Raw genomic sequence first — 15,461 nt, 5'->3', positions numbered from 1 at the left:
GCCTCTTCTTCTATTCGCAGACGACGGGCACGCGCTTGAGGTTGCACAGCAGCTCGTAGGCGATGGTGCCCGCGCGCCGCGCCACTTCGTTCACGTCGATCTGCGCGCCCCACAGTTCGACGCGGCTGCCGATGCCGGCCTCGGGCCGTGTGCTCAGGTCGACCGTCAGCATGTCCATCGAGACCCGGCCGAGGAGCCGCGTCACCGCGCCGTCGACCGCCACCGGCGTGCCCGTGCCGGCAAGGCGCGGATAGCCGTCGGCGTAGCCCGCGGCCACCAGTCCCACGCGCGTGGGGGCATCGGCCACGAAGGTGGCGCCGTAGCCCAGCGCATCGCCGGGCTGCAGCGTGCGCACCGCGAAGACCTGGCTCTCGAAATGCATCACCGGCCGCAGCGGTTGCGCGCGCCCGCTCGCTTCCTCGCGCCAGGCCGGCGGCATCGGGTCCGCGCCGTAGAGGCAGATGCCGGGCCGCGCCCAGTCGCGACGGGCCCCGGGCCAGCCGAGGAGGCCGGCCGAGTTGCTCAGGCTGCGGTCGCCGGGCAATTCGCGGGTCGCGGCATCGAAGGCCGCGAGCTGGCGCGCCGTCATGTCCCGGCCGGGCTCGTCGGCCAACGCCAGGTGCGTCATCAGCACGATGTCCGAGACCTTGCCGCTGGCGCGCAGGCGCGCATGGGCGGCCGGCATGTCGGCCAGCGCGAAGCCGGCCCGGCCCATGCCGGAGTCGGCCTTGAGCCAGACCTGCAGCGTGCCCGGATACGGATCGCGCTCGATCATGCGCAGCTGCGCCTCGTGGTGCACGACGGTCCAGAGGTCCAGCGCATGGGCCGCCGCCAGTTCGTCGGCATCGAACAGCCCCTCGAGCACGAGAATGGGCGAGCGGATGCCGGCCGCGCGCAAGGTCGCGGCTTCGTCGAGGAAGGCGACCGCGAAACCGTCGGCCTGCCCTTCCAGCGCCTGCGCGCAGCGCACCGAACCATGGCCATAGGCGTTGGCCTTGACCACCGCCAGCGCCCGCCCGCCGTGCAGCCGGCGCACCAGGGCGTAGTTGTGGCGCAGCGCACCGAGGTCGATGCGCGCACGGGAGGGCCGGGTCATGCGGAGGCTGGGGCCGAGGCCGCCGAGGGCTGGAGCGCGCGATGGCGCGCGCCGTCGCTCGCATAGCGGTCGATGCCCAGCCCGCTGCTGCTGATCTCCGGGCGCCGGCCCGTCACCATGTCGGCGATCAGCTTGGCCGAGCCGCAGGCCATGGTCCAGCCCAGCGTGCCGTGGCCGGTGTTGAGGAACAGGTTCGGGTATTTCGTTGCGCCGATCACCGGCGTGCTGTCGGGCGTCATGGGCCGCAGGCCGGTCCAGAAGCTCGCGGCCGCCACGTCGCCACCGGGGAACAGGTCTCTGACCACGTGCTCGAGCGTCGCACGGCGCCGCGGATCGAGCCGCAGGTCGAAGCCGCCGAGTTCGGCCATGCCGCCCACGCGGATGCGGTCGTCGAAGCGTGTGACCGCGATCTTGTAGGTCTCGTCGAGCACGGTCGACTGCGGCGCGAAGGCCGGATCGACCAGCGGCACGGTCAGCGAATAGCCCTTGACCGGGTAGACCGGCAGGTCGATGTCGGCCGAACGCAGAAAGTCGCGCGAATAGCTGCCGAAGGCCAGCACGAAGCGATCGGCCTTCAACACCTGACCGCCGGAGCGCACGCCGGTGATGCGGCCGCCTTCGGTGACCAGCCCGTCGACCGACTGGCCGAAACGGAAGTCCACGCCCAGCCCGCGCGCGAGCGCGCACAGCGCCGTGGTGAAGCGATGGCAGTCGCCGGTCTCGTCCTTGGGCAGGCGCAGGCCGCCCGCGAGCCGGTCGCGGGCCTGCGCCAGGCTGGGCTCGACCGAAGCGAGCTGGTCGGCGCGGAGCAGCTCGTAGGGCACGTTGCATTCCTCCAGCACCGCGATGTCGCGCTGCACCGCATCGACTTGCGCCTGCGTGCGGAACAGCTGCAGCGTGCCGCCGGTGCGCTGCTCGTACTGGATGCCGGTGTCGGCGCGCAGTTGCTGCAGGCAGGCGCGGCTGTACTCGGCCACGCGCATCATGCGTTCCTTGTTGATCGCGTAGCGCTCGGGCGAGCAATGGCGCAGCATCTGCGCCATCCACTGCAGCTGGAACAGGCTGCCGTCGAGCCGGATCGCGAGTGGCGCGTGCTTCTGGAACATCCACTTGATGGCCTTCAGCGGGATACCGGGCGCGGCCCAGGGCGTGGAATAGCCCGGCGAGACCTGGCCCGCATTGGCGAAGCTGGTTTCGAGCGCCGGCCCCGGCTGCCGGTCGAGCAGCGTGACTTCGGCACCCGATTTCGCGAGGTAGTAGGCGCTGCTGATTCCGATGACGCCGCCGCCGAGGACGATGACTTTCATGGCGAGACCCTGTGTGTGATGGATGGAGTGATCCCACGAATTTAGGGCGGGAGGCCCCGCAAGTTCGATCGAACTTCGGGCCTCTGGCAGTGAATCTTGCTGGCGCGCCTCCGTAAACGCGGTGCCGGAAGTGAAAGGCCCGGCGTCGGGCGATGTCGACTGCGATGCTCGCAGGGCATGCGCGGTGAAACGGGTCGTCGGCCGAAGGTGCTGGCGCGGTCGCGCGCCGGCCCCGGCGTTGACGGTCGATGCGACGACGGATCTGCGGGCGACGCGAGTATCCTTCGCCCAATGGCCCCCCAGAGGCGCTCTTCCGGCGCTTCTCCGTTCGGACGGCAAAGAGGGCAGGCCCTGGAGCCCGCATGAAATTCGTGATCATTCCCGAGCACCGAGATCGTTGGTCATGGGAGCTTCGCAACGCAGACGGCCTAGCGATCTCCAGAAGCGTCGGCAGCTACGGCGAACGCATCCAGGTCGAACACGCGATCCAGGCGCTGCGGCACGGGGTCGCCGCCGCACGGGAGCTGGGGCCGACGGGCGCGAGTCTCGACGCGCTGGCGGGCCGGTCGACGCCCAACGAAAAGGCATCCAGGTGACATCACCATGCGCGTAGCCGTTTCCCTCGATGCCACCGGCCGCTGGCGATGGGAATTGCACAGCCCCGACGGGCTGGGCATGGCGGAGAGCTGCGGCACTTTCGCGACCTATGCGCGCGCGGTCCTCAATGCCGACGAGGTGTGCCGTTGCATCCCCGATGCCCCGGTCGAGATCGAGACCCTGCCGGACCGTCTCTCCGCGGGGCCGACCGCACGCATGACCGAGACCTTCATACAGGTTTGCGGCGCGCTGAGGACGCAGGGACTCGACGCGGCGCTGGGCGTGCTCAATCAGACGATCGGTCACCGCTACAGCGCTGTCTATGCGATGGCGGATGCGCAGCGCCTGGTGAACGTCGGCTTCTTCGACAAACAGCACGAGGCCATCCCACCGAACCTGCGATCGGTCGCCTACAACCAGAGCTTCTGCCAGTACGCGATCCGCGACGGGCAGTTCAGGACCGAGAACTCCGCCCGCGACACGCGACTGGACGGCAACGTCTACCAGGGCGTGCTGAATTCGTACCACGCCGTGCCGCTGGTCTCCATGCAGGGCCGGGTGCTCGGCACCATCTGCCACTTCGACACGGCCGCGCTGGCGCTCCCAGACGAGGACTTCGAACTGCTTCGGCTCGTGGCCGAGGTGTTCGTGCACTATCTGCCGGAGCCGTCACCGGCCCTGGCCGCGGTGCCGCCCCTGGCACCGACGACCGGCTCGGCCCCCGGCTAGGCGTCGGCCCCATACCTTCTTTCCCTCTTCGCTGATGGCCGCGCTGCCGTCCATCAGTGCCGGATTTTTCTCAGCAAGGCCGTCGGGGTCATGTGAGTTTCGTCAAGAGCATCGACGACTCCTTTGCCTTTGCCGTCAAAGCAATGCTCGGTCGGCCTTCCCCTCACACCGGCAAACCCTTGGCGCGCAGCAGCGCGTTGAAACGCTCCGGGTCGGACGTGCCCGCGAGGTTGCTGGCGCGGATGCGGGCTTCTTTCTCCAGATGCGACTTGGCGCGCTGCAGCACCAACGCGGCTTCGGCTGCAGGGATGGCAATGACCCCGTCGGCGTCACCCAGTACCAGGTCGCCCGGCATCACGGCCAGTCCGGCACAGGCCACCGGCACGTTGATCTCGCCCGGGCCTTCCTTGCTCGGACCGCGGTGGGTATGGCCACGCGCAAACACAGGCAGACCGCCTTCGGCCCACTCCAGGCGGTCGCGCAATGCGCCATCGATCACCAGGCCACCCAGTTGGCGCACCTGGCAGGTGGCGCGCATCAGCCCGCCCATCAATGCCTGGGTGAGGTCGCCGCCGCCGTCGATCACCAGCACGTCACCCGGCTGCACCATCATCAACGCCTTGTGAATCATCAGGTTGTCACCGGGACGGACCCGCACGGTGAAGGCCGGCCCGCACAGCACCGTATCCAGGCTGCCGTGATAGCCATGCAGGCCGATGGCGCCCACGCTGCGGCCCATGCAGTCACCCGCCACGGCCACGGGAATGCGGCGAAAGGCGTCCACCAGTGCGGCGGGCAGGCTGTCTGCGCGCGGGTTGATCTGATAGCCGGGGGGGAAGGAGGCAGAGGTGTTCATGGCGCGTCTCGTTCACGAAGAAGGTAAAGGTCGGAAGCATTGATGCAGGTGGCAGGGTCCAGCGGTCCACCCTGCAGATACGCCAGCACGGTGCGCGCGGCACCCAGCGCCATGGCGTCCAGCGCCGCCGGGGTCGAGCCGCCGACGTGCGGCGTCAGCACCACGTTGGGCAGCGAGATCAGCGGGTGACCGGGCGGCAACGGCTCGACGGCCATGGTGTCCAGGCCTGCCGCACGCAGCCGGCCGCTGCGCAAGGCGGCGACCAGCGCCGCTTCGTCCACCACCTCGCCACGCGCCGTGTTGATCAGAATCGCGCCGGGGCGCATGCGCGCGATGCGTGTCGCGTCGATCAGTCCGCGCGTCGCGGCGGTGAGCGGCACGTGCAGGCTCAGCACGTCGGCGACCTCCACCACGGCATCCAGCGAGGGCAGCAGGCGCGCGCCCGACAAAGCGGCGGGCAGCGCCGACACAGACGGATCGAACGCCACCACGGGCATGCCGAGTGCCATGGCCACGGTGGCCACCCGCTGCCCGACCGCGCCCATGCCGACAAGGCCCAACGTGCGGCCATGCAGCTCCAGCCCGTTCTGCGCGCGCGACCAGCGACCCGCTCGCAGCTCGGCGTCCATCCAGGGAATCCGCCGAGCCGCGGCGAACATCAGCCCCAGCGTCATCTCCGTCACCGACTGCGCGTTGGCCCCCGGCGTGACGCACACCGGGATGCCGCGCCGTGTCGCTGCGGCCACGTCGATGTTGGGCACACCCACGCCGTGCTTGCAGATGATGCGAAGCGTCGGGCAGGCCGCCATGTCGCGCGCGGTGAGCGCCAGGGTGCGCGAGATGACGGCGTCGATCGGCTCGGCCGCCAGCATGCGGGCCACCGCGTCGTCGCCCGCGCCCGACGGCAGGTACAGCACACGGCAACCGGCGTCGTCCAACAACGCCGCCCCGGGCGCTGCCAGTGTGGGCGCAGTGACCAGCACGGTGAAGGGCGGCCGCGCTGTCGAGGAAAGGGGTGGTGTGCGCTTGGACATCAGTCGAGCTGGATCTTGGCCTGGCGCACCACGTCACCCCAGACGCGGTGCTCCTTGCCGATCAGCTCGGCGAATTGCTGCGTGCTGCGGCCCGTGGCGGCCGTGCTGCCCTCGGCGGCGAACTTGGCCAGCACATCGGGCCGCGCCAGCGCCCGGCTGACTTCGGCGTACATGCGCTCGAGGATGGCCGGCGGCACACCCATCGGCGCCACCACACCCGACCAGGTCTGGGCATCGAAGTCCGGAAAGCCCGACTCGGCCACGGTCGGCACCGCGGCCAAGGCCGGCAGCCGGCCGGGCGAGGTGACCGCCAGTGCGCGCAAGTCACCGCCCTTGACCTGGCCCAGCACCGACACCGAGTTGCCGACATAGAAGTCCACATGTCCGGCGCGCAGGTCGTTCACGGCCGGACCGGCACCTTTGTATGGAACATTCAGCAGCGCAATGCCGGCGCGGCGCTCCAGCAATTCGATCGCCAGGTGGCCCACCGTGCCGTTGCCTGCAAAGGCCACACGCATCGGATCGGGGCGCTTCCTGGCTTCGGCCAGGAGGTCGCTCAGGGTGCGGAACGGAGACGCTGCCTTGACGGTGACGACCATCGGCTGCGATGCGACCAGCGCGATCGGCTGCAGGTCCTTGAGCGGGTCGAAAGGCATCTTCGTGTACAGCGAAGGATTGATCGCCATGTTGGCGGTCTGCCCGATGCCGAAGGTATAGCCGTCGGGCAGCGCGCGCACCACCGCATCGAGCCCGATATTGCCTGCCGCGCCGGCTCGGTTTTCGACAACCACCGCCCAGCCGGTGGCCGCCGTGATCTTCTCGGCCACCAGCCGACCGAGAAAGTCGGCGCTGCCGCCGGGCGGAAAAGGTACCACCAGGCGAATCGGCCGCTGCGGCCAGGCGCCGCCGGTCTGAGCCCAGGCCGGGGCGGAGGCGATCCACGGGAGGGCGGCCGCGGTGATCGCGGTGAGAAGGGTGCGTCTTTGAACCATGGTTTGTCTCCTGGTGTTGGCGTGAGCCGCGAATTCTGAGGAGCCAAACCCATTCCGTCCATTTGCTACTATTCATTCAATCATCTCTTTAAGTTATGAATGAGCATCAACCTGCGTGACCTGGGGTACTTCGAGGTGGTCGCCGAACTGGGCCACCTGGGCCAGGCCGCCGAGCGGCTTGGGCGCACACAGCCGGCGCTCAGCAAGTGCATGCAGCGGCTGGAGGACGCCTTCGGTGCGCCGCTGTTCAGCCGCGCCGGACGGGGCATCCAGCTCACGGCCGTGGGCGAGGTCCTGCTGGTGCGGGCCCGGCTGCTGCGCAGCGCATCGGAAGAAGCCCAGCGTGAAGTGAGCGACTTCGCCCAGGGAAATGCCGGGCACGTGCGCATCGGCAGCGGCCCGATCGCGGCCGACCATGTGCTGCCCGCTCTGTGCCAATTGCTGCTGTCGGAAGCCCCCGGCACCACGATCGACATCACCGTCGGCCCGAGCATGGCGCTGCGTGAACAGCTGCACGAGGGCCGCATCGACTGCTGATCGGGTTGGTTCCGCCACCCGATCCGCAGTTCGAGACGCACCCGATCTTCGACGATGCCGTCGTGGTGGCCACCAGCCCTCAGCACCCCGTGTTTGCATCGCCGAGGGTGACGCTGCAGGCCCTTTCGACTTACGGTTGGGTGTTGCCCGTGACATCGATCCCGAGTCGCCAGTGGCTGGACATGGTGTTCCAGTCGCACGGCCTGCCGCTGCCTCGGGTGCAGATCACTGCCAACTCGATACCGCTGCTGCCCGCGCTGATCCTGCGTACCGGATTGCTGAGTTTCGTCTCGCGGCGCACGCTGGGCAGCGGCAGCCAGGGCGTTTTGAAGGAGGTGCCGCTGCACGAAACCACGCTGCAACGCACTCTGGGCGTGACCTACCGGCGCAGTGCCTACCTGTCGCCGGCTGCGCAAAGGCTGGTGTCGCTGCTGCAGTCGCGCGGTGCAGGCCTGATGGCCGAGGCGCAGGGGCTCTAGACTAGCCGACGATCGCGCGCTTGACGTCTTCCTGAAGGCTGCGCAGGTGCGCGCACATGGCGGCACGCGCGCGCACCGGGTCGCGCGCGCGCAACGCCAGGATGATCTCGCCGTGCTCGTCGTGGTTCTCGCGTTGACGGTGCAGCGGGCTGTGCAGCCGGAACAGACGCGCGTTCACGCGCAACTCCTCGACCAGTCGAGGCAGCACGACGTTGCCGCTGGCGGCTGAAATGATCTGATGAAAGCGGTCGTCGAAATGCCAGTGCTCGGTCTCGTCGTGCTCGCCCGCGTCGAGTGACTTGAGGTCGGCCTCGAGCACATCGATCTGCGCGTCGCTGATCTTGTCGACCGCGAGCACGATGGCCTCGCCCTCGATGATCTCGCGCGCGCGCATGCAGTCGAAGTACTCCTTGGTGCCCAGCGCACGCACCGCATAGGAACGCGCATCGCGGCGCACCAGCAAGCCTTCGCCGGCGAGCCGCACGAGCGCCTCGCGCATCGGTGTGCGCGAGATCCTCAGTTCTTCCGCCAACCGGCCTTCCTGCAAGGGACTGCCGGCCGATATCTTGCGGTCCAGGATCAGGGTGCGCAGGCTCGTGTAAGCCTGTTCCGCGAGGCTGGCGGAGCGCACCTCGAGCGGTGCGATGGTGATGGTGGCGGGCTGGGCCGGGCTGGGAAGACTTGGCATGCGAGAGAAGAGAGTTTCCACAGACGGGGCAAAAAGCTTAGCAGGCCGGCCGCTGCGGTGTGGATGGTCTCACAGCCACTTGTCGAGCGGACTGCCGGCGTTGGGCGCGCGTGGCCGCAGGCAGGGCTGAAACTGGCCCGAGCCGGGTTCGGCGGAGAAGACGCCGTCCTGCCACACCACGCGTCCGCGCGACACCGTGATGCCGGGCCAGGCGCGCAGCCGCATGCCCTCGTAGGGCGTGTAGTCGGCTGCGTGATGCAGCATGTCGTTGGCGATCACCTTCTCCTGGCCGGCGTCGAACCGGTCCCAGACCACGAAGTCGGCGTCGCCGCCCACCGCGATCGTGCCCTTCTTCGGGTACAGGCCGTACATGCGCGCCGGGTTGGTGGCCGTGAGTTCGACGAAACGGTGGATGTCGATGCGCCCGGTGAGTACGCCCTCGCTCATCAGCAGCGGCATCCGGGTCTCGACGCCGGGGATGCCGTTGGGAATGCGGTCGAAGGAGGCGTCGTCGCCGGCCACGCGCTTGCCGTCGGGGCCGTTCATGTTGAAGGGCGAATGGTCCGACGAGAAGATCGTGAACAGCCCGCTGGAGAGCGCGTTCCAGATGAACTGCTGGTTGGCCTTGTCGCGCGGCGGCGGACTGCAGATGCAGCGGGCGCCGTGCATGGGGTCGTCGGGGTCGATGCCCAGGTCTTCCGCGCTCAGGAACAGGTACTGCGGGCAGGTCTCGGCAAAGATCGGCAGCCCGCGCCCGCGCGCCCAGTGGATCTGCTCGACGGCCTCGCGGCCCGACACGTGCACGATCAGGATCGGCGTGTCGATCAGTTCGGCCAGCGCGATCGCGCGGTGCGTGGCCTCGCGCTCCACAGCCATCGGCCGCGAGCTGCTGTGGTAGCGCGGCGCGGTCAGGCCCGCATCGAGCAGCTGCTCGGTGAGCCAGGCGATGCAGTCGCTGTTCTCGGCATGGACCATGGTCATCGCGCCCTGGCGGCGCGCCACCGCGAGCACCTCGATGATCTGGCGGTCGTCCAGCTTCAGGTCCTCGTAGGTCATGTAGACCTTGAACGAGGTGTAGCCCTTCTCGATCAGCGCCGGCAGCTCGCGCTGCGTCACGTCCTTGGTGGGGTCGGACACGATCAGGTGGAAGGCGTAGTCGATCACGGCCTTGTCGTCGGCGCGGCGGTGGTAGTCGTCGACCGCGTCCTGGATGCTGCCGCCCTTTTGCTGCGCGGCGAAGGGCAGCACGGTCGTCGTGCCGCCGCAGGCGGCAGAACGCGTGCCGGTGAAGAAGTCGTCGGAGAAGCGCGAGCCGTCGCTGGTGGGCTGGTCGAAGTGGCAATGGCCGTCGACGCCGCCGGGTGTGACCAGCCGGCCGGCCGCGTCGATCTCGCGCGCGGCGCTGCCGTCGAGCTGCTGCGCGATCGCGCTGATGCGCCCGTCACGCACGCCGATGTCGGCGGTGTAGCGGTCGCCGACCGTGGCGATGTCGGCGTTGCGCAGGATCAGGTCGTAGTGCTGCATGAGGCTTCTCCGGCTAGCGCTGCTCGAGCACCGCGTCGGCGGGGGGCGCTACCGGCTCGGTCGCGTTGCCGTAGGCGCGGCCGTAGTGGCGCTCGATGCGGCGCTGGATGAAGTCCCACACCGTGGTCATGAGCAGGTAGTAGATGGCAGCCACGACGAACAGTTCGAGCACCATGAACTTCTCCTGGATCAGCACCTGGGTCCGGCGCAGCAGTTCCTCCATCGAGATCACCGAGGTGATGGACGTGGTCTTGAGCAGGCCGTTGATGCTGTTGCCCAGCGTCGGGATGATCAGGCGCATGGCCTGCGGCATCACGATGTAGCGCATGCTCTGGGCGCTGCTGAAGCCCACGGCGCGCGCAGCGTTCGTCTGCCCCGCCGACACCCCCTGGATGCCGCCGCGCACCACCTCGGCCAGGTAGGCGGCCTCGTTGAGGATCAGGCCGAGCAGCGCCGACTCGACCACCGACAGCTTCACGCCCAGCTGCGGCAGCCCGGTGTAGATGATGATCAGCTGGACCAGCAGCGGCGTGCCGCGGAAGACCCAGATGTAGAAGTGCGCCGGCGCCGCGAGCCAGCGGTGGCGGGACAGCCGGGCCAAGGCCAGCGCGCAGCCCACGACCAGTCCGCCCGCGATGGACGCCAGCGTCAGCCACAGCGTCGTGAGCGCACCCTCGAGGATGTACGGGTTGAACAGATAGTCGAAGAAGCCCGACCAGTTCCAGCCTTGTCCCATGGAATTTCCTTGATTGCGGAGTCAGTGACGAACGCGACGCGCGCTCAGCTCGCGGGACCCTTGACGACCACGGCACCGTCGATCGCCTTGACGCCGTACTGGTCGAACAGCTTGGCGAAGGAACCGTCGGCCTTCATGTCGTTGAGCACCTTGGCCACCGCGTTCGACAGCTCCTTGTTCTTCGCGGCCAGCGCGACCGGCGTCGGGAACAGGCCGTGCAGCACGCGGTCGAAGTCGCCGCGCTTCTGGTACTCGGCACCGGTGGAGTCGATCGACAGCGCGACATCGACCTGGCCCGCGCGCAGCGACTGGAAGGCCATCGCGAAGTTCTCGAAGGTGCGGATGGTCATGCCCTTCATGCCCTTGTCGGTCAGTTGCTTGTCGAGCTCGCGCGCCTTGCGCTCTTCGAAGCCACCGATCTCCACACCGATGCTCTTGCCCGAGAGGTCGTCGGGCTTGGCGATCTTCAGCGGGTTGCCCTTGGCGGTGCTGATGCTGATGGCCTGGTCTTCGTAGGGCAGCATCTGCATCAGCTTGGCGCGCTCGTCGGTGTAGAAGATGCCGGTGTTGATGACGTCCCAGCGGCCGGCCTGCAGGCCCGGGATCATGGCCGAGAACTCGATGCGCACGTACTCGGGCTTCAGGCACAGCCGCTTGGCGATCGCCTCGCCCAACTCGACCCGCATGCCCTTGAGCGCACCGGTCTGGTCGACGAACTGCATTGGCGGCAGGGTCGGGTTGACCGACATGATCAGCGTGCCCTTCTTCACCAGCGCGGCGTCGGGCACCGGCGAGGTGCAGGCCTGGGCATTGGCGATCCCCGTCCCGAGAATGGAAAGAGCAGCGGCCGTGGCGAGAGCGGAGAGCAGTTTCATGGTGATGTCCTGGTGAAGGTGGAACGAGGCAGGGAGTGGGGAAAGGCGGCGCTCAGCGCGCGATGGAGTCGAGCAGGCCGAGCCGGTCGAGTGCCAGGCGCAGGTCGGCGGCATCGGCTGCGGGCAGCGGCAGCCGCGGGGCGCGCGGCTGGCCCACGGGCAGACCCATCATCGAGAGGCCGTCCTTCGAGGCCGCGACATAGCGGTGGCCGCCGACCCAGCGCACGATCGGCAGCATCTTCTTGTAGAGCGCCAGCGCGGCGGGCATGTCCTGCTCGTCGGCCACGAGCTCGAACAGGCGGGCTGACATCTTCGGGATCAGGTTGGAGCAGACCGCGACCCAGCCCTGCGCGCCCAGCCAGAAGGACTCGTAACCCAGGATGCCCGCGAACACCGTCATGCGGTCGCCGCAGAGTTCGATGATGTCGCGCACCCGCGTGACCTCGAGCGTCGACTCCTTGATGTAGAGGCAGTTGTCGATGTGCGAAAGGCGCGCGACCAGCTCGGGCCTGAGGTCGACATTGGCCGTGGCCGGGTTGTTGTAGACCATGATCGGCACGTTGATCGCCTCGCCCACCTTGCGGTAGTGGGCGAACAGCTCGTCGTCGGTGGGCGAGCTGTAGAAGGGCGGAATGATCATCACGCCGTCGGCGCCCATGCGCTCGGCCTCGCGGCTCAACCGCACGCACTCGTCGGTCCACTCCGCGCCGGTGCCGATCAAAACGGGCACGCGTTTTGCGCTGGTCTGCACACAGGTCTCGATCACCAACTGCCGTTCTTCCGGCGTCAACGACAGGAATTCGCCGGTGCTGCCCAGGGGAATCAGCCCGTGGATGCCCTCTTCGATCTGCCAGTTGACCAGCTTCTTGAGCGCAGGCACGTCAACGTGCTTTCCGTCGGCGGTCATCGGGGTGATCAGCACCGTATAGGTGCCACGAAACGCTGTCATGGGTCGGTCCTCGGTAAAAAATCGGGTGACGAAGTATTTGTATACGACTAGTATACGTATACGTTCAATCGCACCAAGCGGTTTTTTGTTTCGAACCTGTTCATGAGCGCACGCCTCACCCATTCCTCCATCGCCGCCGCCGGCCGGCCGATCCGCTTCTGGTACGACGGCCAGCCCGTCGATGGCCTCGAGGGCGAGACCGTGGCGGCCGCGCTCGCGGCCAGCCACCTCCGCCAGCTGCGGCACACGCGCGACGGCGAGCGCCGCGGCCTCTACTGCGGCATGGGCGCCTGCTTCGACTGCCTGGTGACGGTCGACGGCGTGGCCAGCCAGCGCGCCTGCCTGACCAAGGTGGCGGACGGCCAGCAGGTCCGCTCGGCCATGCCCGCCGGCACGCCGGCCGATCCGCTGCAGCCGATGGCCCCGGCCGCCGACGCCCGGCCGGCCGAGCGCGAGGTCGACGTGCTGGTGGTGGGCGCCGGACCGGCCGGCCTGTCGGCCGCGCTGGCCGCGCGCCAGGCCGGCGCCAGCGTGCTGGTGCTCGACGAGCGGCTGCAGTCGGGCGGCCAGTTCTACAAGCCGCTCGCGCCCTCGCAGCAGGCGCCCCGCCCCGCGGACCGCCAGTTCGCCGACGGCCTGGCGCTCGAACGCGCGGTGCTGGCCGCGGGCGTTGCCGTGGCCCAGGGTGCGCAGGTCTGGGCCGCGTTCTCGGCGCATGAAGTGAGCGCCCTGATCGACGGCCGGGCCACCAACATCCGCTGCCGCCAGCTGGTGATCGCCCCGGGCGCCTACGAACGGCCCGTGCCCTTCCCCGGCTGGACCCTGCCCGGCGTGATGACGACCGGCGCGGCGCAGACACTGGCGCGGGCCTACCGCGTGGCACCGGGCCGGCGCGTGGTCATCGCCGGCAACGGCCCGCTCAACCTGCAGCTTGCGGCGGAACTGCTGGCCGGCGGCGCGCAGGTGCTCGCGGTGCTCGAATCGGCGGCACGCCCCTCGTTGCGCGACTGGCGCGAGCTGCTGACGACCGCGCGCACCGCCCCCGACCTGGTGCGCCAGGGGTGGGCCTACCTGCGGCAACTGCGCGCGCACCAGGTGCCGGTGCTCTGGCGCCATGCGGTGGTGGCGGCCGAAGGCGACGGCGAACTGCAGGCGGTGCAGGCCGTGGCGCTGGACGCGCACGGCCGGGCCACGGCCGCGCCGCCGATCCGCTTCGAGGCCGACACGCTGTGCCTGGGCTACGGCTTCATCCCCTCGACCGAACTGGCGCGCATGCTGGGCTGCGAACACCGCGTGGTCGATCGCCACCTGGGCTATCTCGCGACCGTGACTGCCGAGAACGGCGCCACCAGCCTGGCCGACGTGTTCGTGGTCGGCGACGGCGCCGACATGGGCGGCTCGCGCGTGGCGCTGGCGCGCGGCACGCTGGCCGGCCGGGCCGCGGCACACAAGCTCTGTCTGTCGTTGCCGACCGCCGTCGCGCCCGCGAAGATCCGCACGCAGCTGCGCCAGGCCGAGTGCTTCCAGCAGGCGCTCTGGTCGCTCTACGACGCCCCGCCCGTGGCGCTGGACGCGGTCGGCGATGACACGCTGCTGTGCCGCTGCGAGGAGATCACCTTCGGCTCGGTGCGCGAACAGATCCGCGCGGGCCGCGACACGCTGGCCGCGCTCAAGCGCAACACGCGGCTGGGCATGGGCCGCTGCCAGGGCCGCTATTGCGCGGTCACGGCGGCCAGGCTGGTCAGCGAGATGACCGGAAGGCCGCTCGAGGTCGAGCAGTATTTCGCGCCGCGTCCGCCGGCCAAGCCGGTGCCGGCCGGCGCGCTGGGCTTCGAGAAACCCGAATGGGGCGGCCACAAGCCGGCCATCACGCCGAACCTCGCGCGCCCGGTCGAGCACGCGCCCTTCGACTTGCTGCGCACCGACGTGCTGGTGATCGGCGCCGGCGTGCTCGGCTCCTGCCTCGGCCACTACCTGTCGAAGGCGGGCCAGGACGTGACGGTGGTCGACCGCGACGACCTCAACCTCCAGGCCTCGGGCGCCAATGCGGGCAGCCTGCACGTGCAGCTGCTGTCCTTCGATTTCGGCGCCAAGGCCCAGGAAGGCGGCGGCCCGGCCGCGGCCACGTTGCCGCTGGGCCCGATGTCGGTGCGGCTGTGGCAGGAGATCGAGGCCGAGAGCGGCGAAGACCTCGAGATCAAGATCACCGGCGGCCTGATGGTGGCCGACTCCGAGGCCGGCATGCGCTTCATCGAAGCCAAGGCCGCGCTGGAACGCAGCCACGGCATCGACGCGCAGGTGATCGATGCCGCCACGCTGCGCCGGCTGTCGCCGGCCCTGTCACCACAACTGCTTGGCGCCGAGCTCTGCCCGATGGAAGGCAAGATCAATCCGCTGCGCGCGACTTACGCCGTGGCCGCGCTCGCGCGGCAGCAGGGCGCGCGCTTCCTGCGCGGCTGCGACGTGCAGAACATCGAACGCCGCCCCGGCGACGGCGCCGGCTTCGTGGTCCACACCTCGCGCGGCGTGATCCACGCGGGCCGGGTGGTGAACGCCAGCGGCGCGTGGTCGAGCAAGGTGGGCGACATGCTCGGCGTGCCGATCCCGGTCAAGGGCGCGCCGCTGCAAATGATCGTGACCGAGCCCGCGCCGCCGCTGGTCAACCACCTGGTCGCGCATGCCGACCGGCACCTGAGCCTCAAGCAGGCGGCCACCGGCGGTCTGATCATCGGCGGCGGCTGGACCGCGGCCTTCCACGAAGGCATGCGGCTCAACCGCGCCGAGCGCAACAGCATCGAGGGCGGCCTGTGGGTCGCGCGCCAGGTGCTGCCGGCCGTGAGTGGCCTGCACATGGTGCGCTGCTGGGCCGGCATGAACGTCAACATCGACGGCGCGCCGATCCTGGGAGACGTGCCCGGCGTGCCCGGCTTCTACACCGCCGTCACCTCCAACGGCTACACGCTGGCGCCGATCGCCGCGCGCCTGGTCACCGACCTGATCGTGCGCGGGCGCACGGACATCGACATCACGCCTTTCCGCATCGACCGATTCCTCTGACGGAG

15 protein-coding genes are annotated in these 15,461 nt (G+C 69.3%); 5 read left to right on the top strand and 10 right to left on the bottom strand.

Annotated elements, in window-relative coordinates; translation table 11 throughout:
- Positions 1-10 precede the first annotated feature (10 nt).
- Positions 11-1,096 carry an alanine racemase gene (alr, locus tag ACSFBC_RS09755; protein WP_435510127.1) on the bottom strand — a complete coding sequence of 362 codons (1,086 nt, stop codon included), beginning with the start codon at positions 1,094-1,096 and terminating at the stop codon, positions 11-13.
- Positions 1,093-2,403, bottom strand: a complete 1,311-nt coding sequence (locus tag ACSFBC_RS09750) for a D-amino acid dehydrogenase (RefSeq protein ID WP_435510126.1) — start codon at positions 2,401-2,403, stop codon at positions 1,093-1,095. Before ACSFBC_RS09750 ends, alr begins: the two co-directional genes overlap by 4 nt.
- Before the next feature lie 362 nt (positions 2,404-2,765).
- On the opposite strand from ACSFBC_RS09750, the gene ACSFBC_RS09745 reads away from it, so the two are divergent.
- Both ACSFBC_RS09745 and ACSFBC_RS09740 read left to right on the top strand, forming a co-directional pair.
- Positions 2,766-2,999, top strand: a complete 234-nt coding sequence (locus ACSFBC_RS09745) for a YegP family protein (protein WP_435510125.1) — start codon at positions 2,766-2,768, stop codon at positions 2,997-2,999.
- A 7-nt stretch (positions 3,000-3,006) separates the two neighbouring features.
- On the top strand, positions 3,007-3,729 hold the full coding sequence (locus tag ACSFBC_RS09740) for a GAF domain-containing protein (protein WP_435510124.1): 723 nt from the start codon (positions 3,007-3,009) through the stop codon (positions 3,727-3,729).
- Between the two features lie 163 nt (positions 3,730-3,892).
- Here the strand turns inward: ACSFBC_RS09740 and ACSFBC_RS09735 are convergent, their stop codons facing one another.
- From ACSFBC_RS09735 to ACSFBC_RS09725, 3 genes are read right to left on the bottom strand one after another with little or no spacing between them, the layout of a single operon-like run.
- Complete coding sequence (locus ACSFBC_RS09735) at positions 3,893-4,585, bottom strand: RraA family protein (RefSeq protein ID WP_435510123.1); 693 nt, start codon at positions 4,583-4,585, stop codon at positions 3,893-3,895.
- Positions 4,582-5,619, bottom strand: coding sequence for a hydroxyacid dehydrogenase (locus ACSFBC_RS09730; RefSeq protein WP_435510122.1), 1,038 nt, complete (start codon positions 5,617-5,619; stop codon positions 4,582-4,584). Before ACSFBC_RS09730 ends, ACSFBC_RS09735 begins: the two co-directional genes overlap by 4 nt.
- Complete coding sequence (locus ACSFBC_RS09725) at positions 5,619-6,611, bottom strand: Bug family tripartite tricarboxylate transporter substrate binding protein (protein WP_435510121.1); 993 nt, start codon at positions 6,609-6,611, stop codon at positions 5,619-5,621. Before ACSFBC_RS09725 ends, ACSFBC_RS09730 begins: the two co-directional genes overlap by 1 nt.
- 99 nt (positions 6,612-6,710) lie before the next feature.
- Between ACSFBC_RS09725 and ACSFBC_RS09720 the strand changes: the two genes are divergently transcribed.
- Together ACSFBC_RS09720 and ACSFBC_RS09715 are read left to right on the top strand one after the other, a co-directional pair.
- A complete protein-coding gene (locus ACSFBC_RS09720; RefSeq protein ID WP_435510120.1) occupies positions 6,711-7,148 on the top strand; it encodes a LysR family transcriptional regulator in 438 nt (145 codons plus the stop codon).
- A gap of 5 nt (positions 7,149-7,153) precedes the next feature.
- Positions 7,154-7,627 (top strand): LysR substrate-binding domain-containing protein, encoded by a 474-nt coding sequence (locus ACSFBC_RS09715; protein ID WP_435510119.1) that lies wholly within the window; start codon positions 7,154-7,156, stop codon positions 7,625-7,627.
- Between the two features lies 1 nt (position 7,628).
- On the opposite strand, the gene ACSFBC_RS09710 is transcribed toward ACSFBC_RS09715, so the two are convergent.
- The 5 genes from ACSFBC_RS09710 to ACSFBC_RS09690 all read right to left on the bottom strand — a co-directional run bounded on the left by ACSFBC_RS09710 (position 7,629) and on the right by ACSFBC_RS09690 (position 12,399).
- The gene (locus tag ACSFBC_RS09710; RefSeq protein WP_435510118.1) at positions 7,629-8,315 is read right to left on the bottom strand and encodes a GntR family transcriptional regulator; all 687 of its coding nucleotides are present in this window, start codon (positions 8,313-8,315) and stop codon (positions 7,629-7,631) included.
- Positions 8,316-8,384: 69 nt separating this feature from the next.
- Positions 8,385-9,839: a dihydropyrimidinase gene (gene hydA / locus ACSFBC_RS09705; RefSeq protein WP_435510117.1), complete on the bottom strand. Its 1,455-nt coding sequence runs from the start codon at positions 9,837-9,839 to the stop codon at positions 8,385-8,387.
- Between the two features lie 13 nt (positions 9,840-9,852).
- Positions 9,853-10,575: an amino acid ABC transporter permease gene (locus ACSFBC_RS09700; protein WP_435510116.1), complete on the bottom strand. Its 723-nt coding sequence runs from the start codon at positions 10,573-10,575 to the stop codon at positions 9,853-9,855.
- Between the two features lie 44 nt (positions 10,576-10,619).
- On the bottom strand, positions 10,620-11,450 hold the full coding sequence (locus ACSFBC_RS09695) for an ABC transporter substrate-binding protein (RefSeq protein WP_435510115.1): 831 nt from the start codon (positions 11,448-11,450) through the stop codon (positions 10,620-10,622).
- Between the two features lie 52 nt (positions 11,451-11,502).
- Positions 11,503-12,399 carry a dihydrodipicolinate synthase family protein gene (locus ACSFBC_RS09690; protein ID WP_435510114.1) on the bottom strand — a complete coding sequence of 299 codons (897 nt, stop codon included), beginning with the start codon at positions 12,397-12,399 and terminating at the stop codon, positions 11,503-11,505.
- 102 nt (positions 12,400-12,501) lie between these two features.
- On the opposite strand from ACSFBC_RS09690, the gene ACSFBC_RS09685 reads away from it, so the two are divergent.
- Positions 12,502-15,456 carry an FAD-dependent oxidoreductase gene (locus tag ACSFBC_RS09685; RefSeq protein ID WP_435510113.1) on the top strand — a complete coding sequence of 985 codons (2,955 nt, stop codon included), beginning with the start codon at positions 12,502-12,504 and terminating at the stop codon, positions 15,454-15,456.
- Positions 15,457-15,461 lie beyond the last annotated feature (5 nt).

This window comes from Variovorax frigidus, assembly GCF_051216515.1.
In the GTDB taxonomy this organism is placed as follows: domain Bacteria; phylum Pseudomonadota; class Gammaproteobacteria; order Burkholderiales; family Burkholderiaceae_C; genus Variovorax.
Note: the sequence above shows the minus strand (reverse complement) of the source record. Positions and strands in the feature narration are given on the sequence as shown.

Bases quoted from the DNA above. Each gene is read 5' to 3' on its own strand.
- hydA (WP_435510117.1), bottom strand. From the start codon at position 9,839: ATGCAGCACTACGACCTGATCCTGCGCAACGCCGACATCGCCACGGTC.
- ACSFBC_RS09700 (WP_435510116.1), bottom strand. From the start codon at position 10,575: ATGGGACAAGGCTGGAACTGGTCGGGCTTCTTCGACTATCTGTTCAAC.
- alr (WP_435510127.1), bottom strand. From the start codon at position 1,096: ATGACCCGGCCCTCCCGTGCGCGCATCGACCTCGGTGCGCTGCGCCAC.
- ACSFBC_RS09735 (WP_435510123.1), bottom strand. From the start codon at position 4,585: ATGAACACCTCTGCCTCCTTCCCCCCCGGCTATCAGATCAACCCGCGC.
- ACSFBC_RS09695 (WP_435510115.1), bottom strand. From the start codon at position 11,450: ATGAAACTGCTCTCCGCTCTCGCCACGGCCGCTGCTCTTTCCATTCTC.
- ACSFBC_RS09720 (WP_435510120.1), top strand. From the start codon at position 6,711: ATGAGCATCAACCTGCGTGACCTGGGGTACTTCGAGGTGGTCGCCGAA.
- ACSFBC_RS09745 (WP_435510125.1), top strand. From the start codon at position 2,766: ATGAAATTCGTGATCATTCCCGAGCACCGAGATCGTTGGTCATGGGAG.
- ACSFBC_RS09740 (WP_435510124.1), top strand. From the start codon at position 3,007: ATGCGCGTAGCCGTTTCCCTCGATGCCACCGGCCGCTGGCGATGGGAA.
- ACSFBC_RS09750 (WP_435510126.1), bottom strand. From the start codon at position 2,403: ATGAAAGTCATCGTCCTCGGCGGCGGCGTCATCGGAATCAGCAGCGCC.
- ACSFBC_RS09730 (WP_435510122.1), bottom strand. From the start codon at position 5,619: ATGTCCAAGCGCACACCACCCCTTTCCTCGACAGCGCGGCCGCCCTTC.
- ACSFBC_RS09725 (WP_435510121.1), bottom strand. From the start codon at position 6,611: ATGGTTCAAAGACGCACCCTTCTCACCGCGATCACCGCGGCCGCCCTC.
- ACSFBC_RS09690 (WP_435510114.1), bottom strand. From the start codon at position 12,399: ATGACAGCGTTTCGTGGCACCTATACGGTGCTGATCACCCCGATGACC.
- ACSFBC_RS09685 (WP_435510113.1), top strand. From the start codon at position 12,502: ATGAGCGCACGCCTCACCCATTCCTCCATCGCCGCCGCCGGCCGGCCG.
- ACSFBC_RS09710 (WP_435510118.1), bottom strand. From the start codon at position 8,315: ATGCCAAGTCTTCCCAGCCCGGCCCAGCCCGCCACCATCACCATCGCA.